Here is a 7,749-nt window from a genome sequence, read left to right on the forward strand (position 1 = left end):
GGTTCCTCACACGCTGTCGGCGGAAGCCTTCCCGGCTTCCGCCGATCTGCGTCCGGAGCCGCCGCGCAGGCGGAACGGCACGCTCTGGGTGACACGGTAGCCCAGCGAGACCGGGAAGCGGGCCGTGCAGCGGCGCGCGGCATCGTCCGAATCCAGGGCGGCGACGAGGTAGACCCGCCCCTCCATCCAGCTCTTGACCAGCGGATCGCTGGCGTTGCGCCCGGTCGAGGCTTCCAGGAACTCGGGATTGGTCACCGTCACCTCATAGAGGCCATCCTCCATCAGGGTGCGGCGGTCGAAGACGATCAGGTGGTCCTTGCGCCGTTTCGTCAGCCCGTCGATCTTCGCGCGCAGCGCGCCCGCCTCCTCGTTCATCTGCTGGCGGTCCGCCTCGGCCTCACCGAGCTGCGGCATCACGTCCTCGACATTGACGGCGATGGCCTCGATGCGCGCCTTCACGGCATCGAGCGCCGCCTTGCGCTTGGCCACCTTGGCCGTTGCCTCGCGCGCCGTGCGCGAGGCGGACATCCAGGCGTCGATCGCCTTGGCGCCGATCACGAAGGCGCCGACGACGAGCGCGAGATGCAGGACCCAGGTCAGTTCGGTCATGCGGCGGTATCGTCTGCGGAGGCCATGCGGGTGATGGTGTTGGGCCGGAACAGCGAACGCGGCGGAAAGGCGATCTCGATCTGCCGCCGCGCCGCGGCATCGTCCTCGGCATGCACGATGGCCATGTGCGTCAGGCCCTGCAAGGCCTTCGGCATCGGGCGGTCGCCCATGCCCGTCTCGAACAGCTCGGCGGCATAGGGGGTCTTGCCCTTCGCCGGTTCCCCGAGCTGGTGGATGATCTCGAAATTCTGGCTGGACAGCCGGGCGAGTTCCGCCTGCATGCCGGCGACCAGCTTGGCGTGGCGGGCGCGCTGGTCGTCGGCCAGGGCCATGCGCAGGCGCGAATCCTCCAGGAACATCTGCGTCTGGTTCAGTTCGGCCTCGGACTGCGCGATCTTCTCATTCAGTCCCTTCAGCTCCACCTGCGCCGTGCCCAGCAGCCGCTGCCGGTGCAGCACGCCCAGCATCCAGGCCACCAGCAGCAGCCCGTTCACGATGAGCAGGGAAATCGTCGTCGTCATCAGCCGGCACCGACCCAGGCAGTGGTCCGCATGTAGTTCTGCACCAGGAACCGGTAGAGACGCGAGGCCTGGACGACCCCTGCGTCATCATCGGTCCGCAGGGCGCGCCAGGTTCCCGGCACCTCGCCCCAGCGCAGCGTCTCGAAATGCAGGCTGTCGCGCCGGGCGCGCAGCACCTTCAGCGTCTGCTCGTACCGGCTGAAGGCGGCGACGGGGTCGGCGATGGTGCGGTCGATATCGTCGAAGATGGCGCGGATCTGCGCCACCGGCGCCTTGATCAGGGACAGCGCGCTGCCGAGCTGGTCCGACAGGTCGCGGTCGCGCCGGTTCGCCTTCTGCACGTCGCGCAGCTTGCGCGGCATGTCGAACAGCGGGTTCCAGTAGTCCCGCAGCGCCTCGATGAAGGCCATCTCGTTGGTCAGGGTCTCGATCCGGTCCAGCGCCTCCCAGTCGCGGGAGCGCGGCAGGCCGATCTTCTCGGCCACGTCGCCGGCCGCCTCCTTGATGCGGGACCGCACCTGGTCCGTCGCGTCGTCGCCCGGCAGTTCCGCCTGGGCGCCGCCCAGGATCTGCCGGATCACCATGTCGGCCACCTTGAGCGCGGCCAGCCGGCGGTGCCGGTCCTCGATCGGCCAGGAGGCGGTGCCGTCCAGGATCTCGTTGGGGATGCGGTCGCCGTTGCGGATCTGGTGGACATGGCGCAGCGAGCGCTCGACGATCTTCAGCAGCCGGTCGTCGGCGCTGCCGACGGCGATCTGGAAGGTTTCGGCGATGCGGGCGAGATCGATCGTCCCCTTGATGTCGCCCATGGCGATCTGCATCACCGGCTGCCGCGACCGCGGCGACAGTGTGAACGTCACGCCCTCCAGGGTCAGGGCCCGATGGCTGAAGGCGAAATGGGTGACGGCGGGCTGCCCCGCCGGCGGCGGCGGGGCCGGTTCGCTGCTCATGGCGGGACCGCTCCAGGGACGCGACGCCTGTCCAACATAGACGCCGCGGCCCCGGGTCCAAGCTATGCGAAGGTCCAGCGGCCCGGCGGGGTCACTGCGTGACCGGCCTGGGCGTCTGCGGCGTGCTGGGCGGCAGGATCGGCACCTCGATCCGCGGCTGGCGCCCGGTGAGCGAGCCGAGGAAGGCGGTGATGGCGTCGATCTCCTCCTCCGACAGCACGGTGCCGAGCTGCACGTTGCCCATCACCGCCACCGCCTCCCGCAGATCCCAGACCTTGCCCGAGTGGAAGTAGGGCGCCGTCAGGGTCACGTTGCGCAGGGTCGGCGAGCGGAAGACATATTCGTCGGTGGCCGTGTTGGTGACCTGGAAGCGGCCCTTGTCGCCGGCCGGCAGCACGTCCGCCCCCGGCTTTTCCATGACGCCGAACGGGAAATAGTCCTGGCCGCCGACATTGATGCCGTTGTGGCAGGCCGAACAGCCCTTCTCCATGAACAGGGCCAGCCCCTTCTTCTGCTGCGCCGTCATCGCCTTGGCGTCGCCGGCCAGGAAGCGGTCGAAGGGCGAGTCCGGCGTGATCAGCGTCGCCTCGAACACCTCGATGGCCTTGGCCACGTTATCGAAGCTGACGGGGTCCTTCTCTCCGGGGAACGCCTTGGCGAACAGCCCCTTGTACTCGGGCATGCTGGTCAGGACCTGGAGCACCCGGTCGGGTGTGCTGTTCATCTCCACGGCCGCCTGGATCGGCCCCTTGGCCTGGGTCTTCAGATCCTTGGCACGGCCGTCCCAGAACTGCGCCACGTTGTTGACGGCGTTCAGCACGGTCGGCGCATTGCGCGGACCCGCGGCCCAGCCGTGACCGATCGAGGTCTCCAGCCCGTCCACGCCGCCGGTCGCCACGTTGTGGCAGGAGTTGCAGGAGAACAGATGGCTGGACGACAGACGCGGTTCGAAGAACAGCATGCGCCCGAGGTCGACCTTCTCCGGAGTGGCGGGGTTGTCCTTGATCACCGGAGCCGTGGCGGGCAGCGGCTTGAACAGGCTGCGGGCCTCGTCCAGCAGCGGGTCGGCCGCCGCCGGGCCGGTGAAAAGGGCGGCGAACGCGACACCGAAGAACAGCGAACGGAGCATGGTCTGGCTCTCCCTTTCTGGTCCATGCCGGGATTTCCGATGGATGCCGGCTGGACTTGATCTGGAATAACTCTAAACAGTGCGCTCCGACCCACCTTTGATTTATCGCAATTCCCCCGCGGCGCCGGGAAAGAGCGGAGGCCTGCGGTTGACATCCGGGCAGGGCGGGTCTACGCACCCGCCCGGAGACGAGCATCGGGGCGGCCCGCCACAGCGGCGTGGCCGCCCCTGTCATGCCTGGGCCTGACGGGCGGACGCACATCCCGAGGGGCGGGGCGGAACCAGTGCCGTGACCAGCCTGCGATACGCCCAGGGGATTTCCCCCGGCAGCGTCCGCGGGCTTATGTCGCAGCCACGGAGCAGGAACCAGGGACCGATCACCGATGGCCATTGTCACGTCGCTTTCGCTCGCCTTCAGCCTGTCGATGGACGCCTTCGCGGCCTCGCTGAGCAAGGGTGCCGCCCTGCGCCGGCCCAGCCTGCTGGAGGCGGCCCGGATCGGGGCCTATTTCGGCCTCTTCGAGCTGGCGGCACCGGTCTTCGGCTGGGCCCTCGGCCTCGCCTTCGCCGGCTCGATCGAGGCCCTGGACCATTGGGTGGCCTTCTTCCTGCTGCTCTTCGTCGGGGGCCGCATGGCCTGGCTCGCCCTCTCGGAGGACGGGGAGACGGAACGGGTCCCGACGCCGGCCCGGCACGCGCCGCTGGCGCTGGTCGCCGCGGCGCTGGCGACCAGCATCGACGCCACCGCCGTGGGCGTGACGCTGCGCTTCATGGACGTGCATGTCGGCACCACGATCGTGCTGATCGGGCTGGTCACCTTCGGCATGGCCTTCATCGGGGTGCTGGCCGGCCGGGCGGCGGGCAGCCGGCTCGGCCGCTGGGCGGAGTTCGCGGGCGGGCTGGGGCTGGTCGCCATCGGCACCCTGGTGCTGCTGCGGCACACGCTGCTGGCCTGACCCGGCATTGCCGCAAGGGGGCAATGCCCTGCGGCGACTTGATCCGTTGAGGAATCCGCCGTCATTCCTACTGGTGCGCCGCGGGCCCCCGATGCCCGCCGACCGCGACCGGGTTCCCGGCCGCCCGACGAAGGATCAGGTCGAATGCATGAACTGCTGAACGGATTTCTGCGCTTCCGCACCAACGGCTTCCCGGAGCAGGAGGAGCGCTACCGCCAGCTTGCCATCACCGGCCAGCATCCCCGCGCCGCGGTGGTCGCCTGCTGCGACAGCCGGGTGGACCCGCAGTCCATCTTTTCCGCCGGGCCGGGCGACCTGTTCGTCATCCGCAACGTGGCGAATCTGGTGCCGCCCTACGCCCCCAACGCCGATTACCACGGCACCTCGGCCGCGCTGGAGTTCGCCGTGCGGCGGCTGGAGGTGCCGTATGTCGTGGTGCTGGGCCATACCGGCTGCGGCGGCATCCGGGCGCTGCTGGACGGCGACCGGAACAGCGACTTCCTGGGCAACTGGATGCGGATCGCGGAAGGCGTGCGCGACCGGGTGGTCGCCCGGCCCGACCCCTTCGCCGCGGCGGTGCGGGAAGTGGCGCGGCTGTCGCTGGGCAACCTGATGACCTTCCCCTGGGTGCGGGAGCGGGTCGCGGCGGGCCGCCTGCACCTCTACGCGGCGATCTTCGACATCACCGCCGGCGACCTGCTGCTGCTGGACGATACGGGCGGCGAGGTCACGGTCACGCCGGAACTGGCCCGGACCCTCGCCCTCACGGATACCCGTCCCCCCTCCCCCGCCGGCAGCCCGTTCTGACCGCCGCCGGCGCGACCCCTCACGCTGCTTCGGCCTGAAGGTGGCCGCGCAGGCTGGTGCATTCCTCCGCCAGGCGGTCGAGCAGGTGCATCACCGCGTCCGAGGCGTCCCGCATGTCGCGGACCGCGGCCGCGGCCTCGGCATCCCGGCCGGCCAGATGGGCCAGCAGGGCGCGACGGCCGGCGGAATGCACCCGGGCGTGCGGATCGGCCAGCGCCACGTAGGACGGCAGCGCCAGCGTGTCGGGGTCGTTCACGGCATCGTACCAGCGGCCGAGCCGGCAGGTGTGGTGGGTGGAGAGGTCGGCGGCGTCAAGCTCGACCCGGCCGGCCACGGCGGCTTCCACCTGTTCCACGAAGGCGGCGTGGTCCTTCTTGGCAAGCAGCGTGATCTGGCGGGCGGACTCCGTCGCCACCAGCTCCACCTCGGCGGCGTCGAGGCCGGGGCCGGCGAACTTCAGGTGCAGCGTGCAGGTGCCGGAGACGGCGACGACCGTGGCTTCGACCGTGCGGTCCAGGCGCGGAACGTGCAGCGTGACGGGCGACCCCGCGGGCGGCGGCGCGGCCGCGTCCAGGGCGGCGCCGTGGCAGGACAGGTCGCGGATCATGCAGGCCCGCTGCCGCCCCTCCACGGTGAGCGTGCCGTCCACCAGGACGGGGCGGCGATGGTCCACCCGGCGGTCGGCCAGCCGGGAGGAGGTGCGGATCGAGCGGACCAGGTGCCGCGGCAGGTCGTCGATCGCCTCACGCAGATGTTCGGTGCTGGCCTCGACCGTATGGACCGCCCGCTTCGCCAGGTCCGTCGAGGTGACGACGGCGTCCATCAGCTCCGTCACCGAACGGGCGGCATCCGCCACCTCGGCCACGGTGCGGGCGATCTCCCCGGTCGCGGAGGCCTGTTCCTCCACGGCGGCGGAGATGGAGGAGCCGACATCCTCGATCCGGTGCACCACCCCGGCCATCGCCTCGATGGCGGTGGCGACATGCGCCGTCTCCCCCTGGATGGCGGCGATGCGGCCGGAGATCTCGTCGGCGGCACGGGCGCTCTGGGCTGCCAGCGCCTTGACCTCGCCGGCCACGATGGCGAAGCCCTTGCCCGCCTCCCCGGCGCGGGCCGCCTCGATCGTGGCATTCAGCGCCAGCAGGTTGGTCTGGGCGGCGATGTCCCCGATCAGGGTGACGATGCCGCCGATCTCGCGCGCAGCCTCGCCCAGCGTGCGCACCGCCTCCGCCGCCTTGCCGGTGCGGTCGATGGCGTCGCGCGCGGCATGGGTGGACTGCGCCACCTGCTGCGCGATCTCCGCGATGGAAGCGTCCAGTTCCTCCGCCGCGGCGGCGACCGTCTCGGCCGCAGCCGCCGACTGCGCCGCCGCCGAGGACGCCTGGGTGGCCCGCTCCCCCACCTCGCCGCAGACCGTGGTGAGCGACCCGACGGCGCGGGCGAGGTCGTCGGTGTAGTCGTGGATGCTGTTCACCACCTCGACCGACTGGTCGCCGATGCTGTCCACCATGTGGTTGACGTCCGCCAGGGCCTTCTCCGCGTTGCCCTCCCAGTAGGTGGAGAGCGACAGCGCCATGTCGGCCATGGCGGCCGACACGACGGCGTTCTGCATCCGCACCATGTGGCGCAGAGTGGTGCGCCGGGTCAGCAGGCCGCCGCGGTCCTCGGCCAGGGCGTCCAGCAGGCCCCGGATCAGGTGCAGGTAGCCGGCCATGTAGAAGACGGGAGGGACATGGGAGGCGAGGTGCCGCCGCCCGACCCGCTGCACGGAGGCGCGGTAGTCCCCGTCCAGGTCGCCACCGACGAGGCGGGTCCAGTGGGCGAGCTGCGCCTTCTTCGCCCGCTCCATGTCCGCCGGCGTCCTGAAATGCCGGGCCAGCCGGGGGTCGGCCGCCACCTGCCGGTAGAAATCGTCCAGGATCGCGGGCAGGCGCTGCCCGATGACCGGGGCCGCCTCGCGCAGCAGCTCCAGGGTCGCGGTATCGGGCAGGATGAGGGCGTCGGCGGGGAGGCGCGGCTGTTCGGACATCAAGAGCTTCCAGGACCGTTGGCGCGGCTCCCGGCCTTCGTCGAATAGTGATGCGGGTTCCGGTTACGCTTGACGAAGAATTACCCTGACGGCAATGCGGTTTTTTATTTTCAACCCTGCCATAACGTGACGTCCGTCACTGGCAGAGGGCCGCAGTTCAGCGGATTTCCCAAGCTCTCCGCGGAGAGCAGAGCGGCACATCGGCCTGTCCGATGGCACCACCCCCGGCTGCGGCGGGTGCGCGCAGGGGCGGAGCAGCACCGGGGACCGGGCGGGTCAGGCGTAGCGGCGACCGTCGGACGCCCAGCCCACAAGGGTCCGCTCCCAGTCGAGGGCGCTGCGGACGATGGTATCGAGGTCGTCGTGGCGGGGGCGCCAGCCGTAGCGGTCGCGCAGCAGGGTGGCGTCGGCCACGATCCGGGCGGCGTCGCCCGGGCGCCGCCCGGCCTCGCGCACGGGCAGCGGCCGCCCGGCCGCCCGCTCCACCGCCCGCACCACCGCGCGCACCGAGAAACCCCGGCCGTAGCCCACGTTCAGCAGATGCCGGCCGCCGTGGCCGCGCAGATGCTCCAGCAGCAGAAGGTGCGCCGCCACCAGGTCCGTGACATGGATGTAGTCGCGCACGCAGGTCCCGTCCGGTGTCGGATAGTCCGTGCCATAGACCTCCAGGACGGGGCGCCGGCCCGCCGCCACCTCGCACGCCACCTTGACCAGATGCGTGGCGCCCCGCGTGCGCTGCCCGGCCCGG

General features: G+C 70.9%; 8 protein-coding genes. 2 read left to right on the forward strand and 6 right to left on the reverse strand.

All coding sequences use genetic code 11. The annotated features are described in order from the left end of the window. Positions 1-6: 6 nt before the first annotated feature. The 4 genes from ACFQPS_RS18300 to ACFQPS_RS18315 all read right to left on the reverse strand — a co-directional run bounded on the left by ACFQPS_RS18300 (position 7) and on the right by ACFQPS_RS18315 (position 3,209). On the reverse strand, positions 7-609 hold the full coding sequence (locus ACFQPS_RS18300; RefSeq protein WP_377360663.1) for a hypothetical protein: 603 nt from the start codon (positions 607-609) through the stop codon (positions 7-9). After that, complete coding sequence (locus ACFQPS_RS18305) at positions 606-1,130, reverse strand: hypothetical protein (RefSeq protein ID WP_377360664.1); 525 nt, start codon at positions 1,128-1,130, stop codon at positions 606-608. The genes ACFQPS_RS18300 and ACFQPS_RS18305 overlap by 4 nt, the downstream gene beginning before the upstream one ends. Further along, on the reverse strand, positions 1,130-2,080 hold the full coding sequence (locus ACFQPS_RS18310; protein ID WP_377360665.1) for a hypothetical protein: 951 nt from the start codon (positions 2,078-2,080) through the stop codon (positions 1,130-1,132). The genes ACFQPS_RS18305 and ACFQPS_RS18310 overlap by 1 nt, the downstream gene beginning before the upstream one ends. 91 nt (positions 2,081-2,171) lie before the next feature. After that, on the reverse strand, positions 2,172-3,209 hold the full coding sequence (locus ACFQPS_RS18315; RefSeq protein ID WP_377360666.1) for a cytochrome-c peroxidase: 1,038 nt from the start codon (positions 3,207-3,209) through the stop codon (positions 2,172-2,174). A gap of 383 nt (positions 3,210-3,592) precedes the next feature. Here ACFQPS_RS18315 and ACFQPS_RS18320 point away from each other — a divergent pair, with 383 nt between their 5' ends. Continuing rightward, entirely contained in the window at positions 3,593-4,165 is a 573-nt protein-coding gene (locus tag ACFQPS_RS18320; RefSeq protein WP_377360667.1) for a manganese efflux pump MntP, read from the forward strand. Positions 4,166-4,309: 144 nt separating this feature from the next. Continuing rightward, complete coding sequence (locus tag ACFQPS_RS18325; RefSeq protein WP_377360668.1) at positions 4,310-4,972, forward strand: carbonic anhydrase; 663 nt, start codon at positions 4,310-4,312, stop codon at positions 4,970-4,972. A 19-nt stretch (positions 4,973-4,991) separates the two neighbouring features. On the opposite strand, the gene ACFQPS_RS18330 is transcribed toward ACFQPS_RS18325, so the two are convergent. Continuing rightward, a complete protein-coding gene (locus ACFQPS_RS18330) occupies positions 4,992-7,001 on the reverse strand; it encodes a protoglobin domain-containing protein (protein ID WP_377360669.1) in 2,010 nt (669 codons plus the stop codon). Between the two features lie 276 nt (positions 7,002-7,277). Beyond that, a partial coding sequence (locus ACFQPS_RS18335; protein ID WP_377360670.1) for an NAD-dependent epimerase/dehydratase family protein occupies positions 7,278-7,749 on the reverse strand: 472 nt, incomplete at its 5' end.

This window comes from Rhodocista pekingensis (genome assembly GCF_042665545.1).
Taxonomy (GTDB): domain Bacteria; phylum Pseudomonadota; class Alphaproteobacteria; order Azospirillales; family Azospirillaceae; genus Rhodocista; species Rhodocista pekingensis.

Bases quoted from the DNA above. Each gene is read 5' to 3' on its own strand.
- ACFQPS_RS18325 (WP_377360668.1), top strand. From the start codon at position 4,310: ATGCATGAACTGCTGAACGGATTTCTGCGCTTCCGCACCAACGGCTTC.
- ACFQPS_RS18310 (WP_377360665.1), bottom strand. From the start codon at position 2,080: ATGAGCAGCGAACCGGCCCCGCCGCCGCCGGCGGGGCAGCCCGCCGTC.
- ACFQPS_RS18320 (WP_377360667.1), top strand. From the start codon at position 3,593: ATGGCCATTGTCACGTCGCTTTCGCTCGCCTTCAGCCTGTCGATGGAC.
- ACFQPS_RS18330 (WP_377360669.1), bottom strand. From the start codon at position 7,001: ATGTCCGAACAGCCGCGCCTCCCCGCCGACGCCCTCATCCTGCCCGAT.
- ACFQPS_RS18305 (WP_377360664.1), bottom strand. From the start codon at position 1,130: ATGACGACGACGATTTCCCTGCTCATCGTGAACGGGCTGCTGCTGGTG.
- ACFQPS_RS18315 (WP_377360666.1), bottom strand. From the start codon at position 3,209: ATGCTCCGTTCGCTGTTCTTCGGTGTCGCGTTCGCCGCCCTTTTCACC.
- ACFQPS_RS18300 (WP_377360663.1), bottom strand. From the start codon at position 609: ATGACCGAACTGACCTGGGTCCTGCATCTCGCGCTCGTCGTCGGCGCC.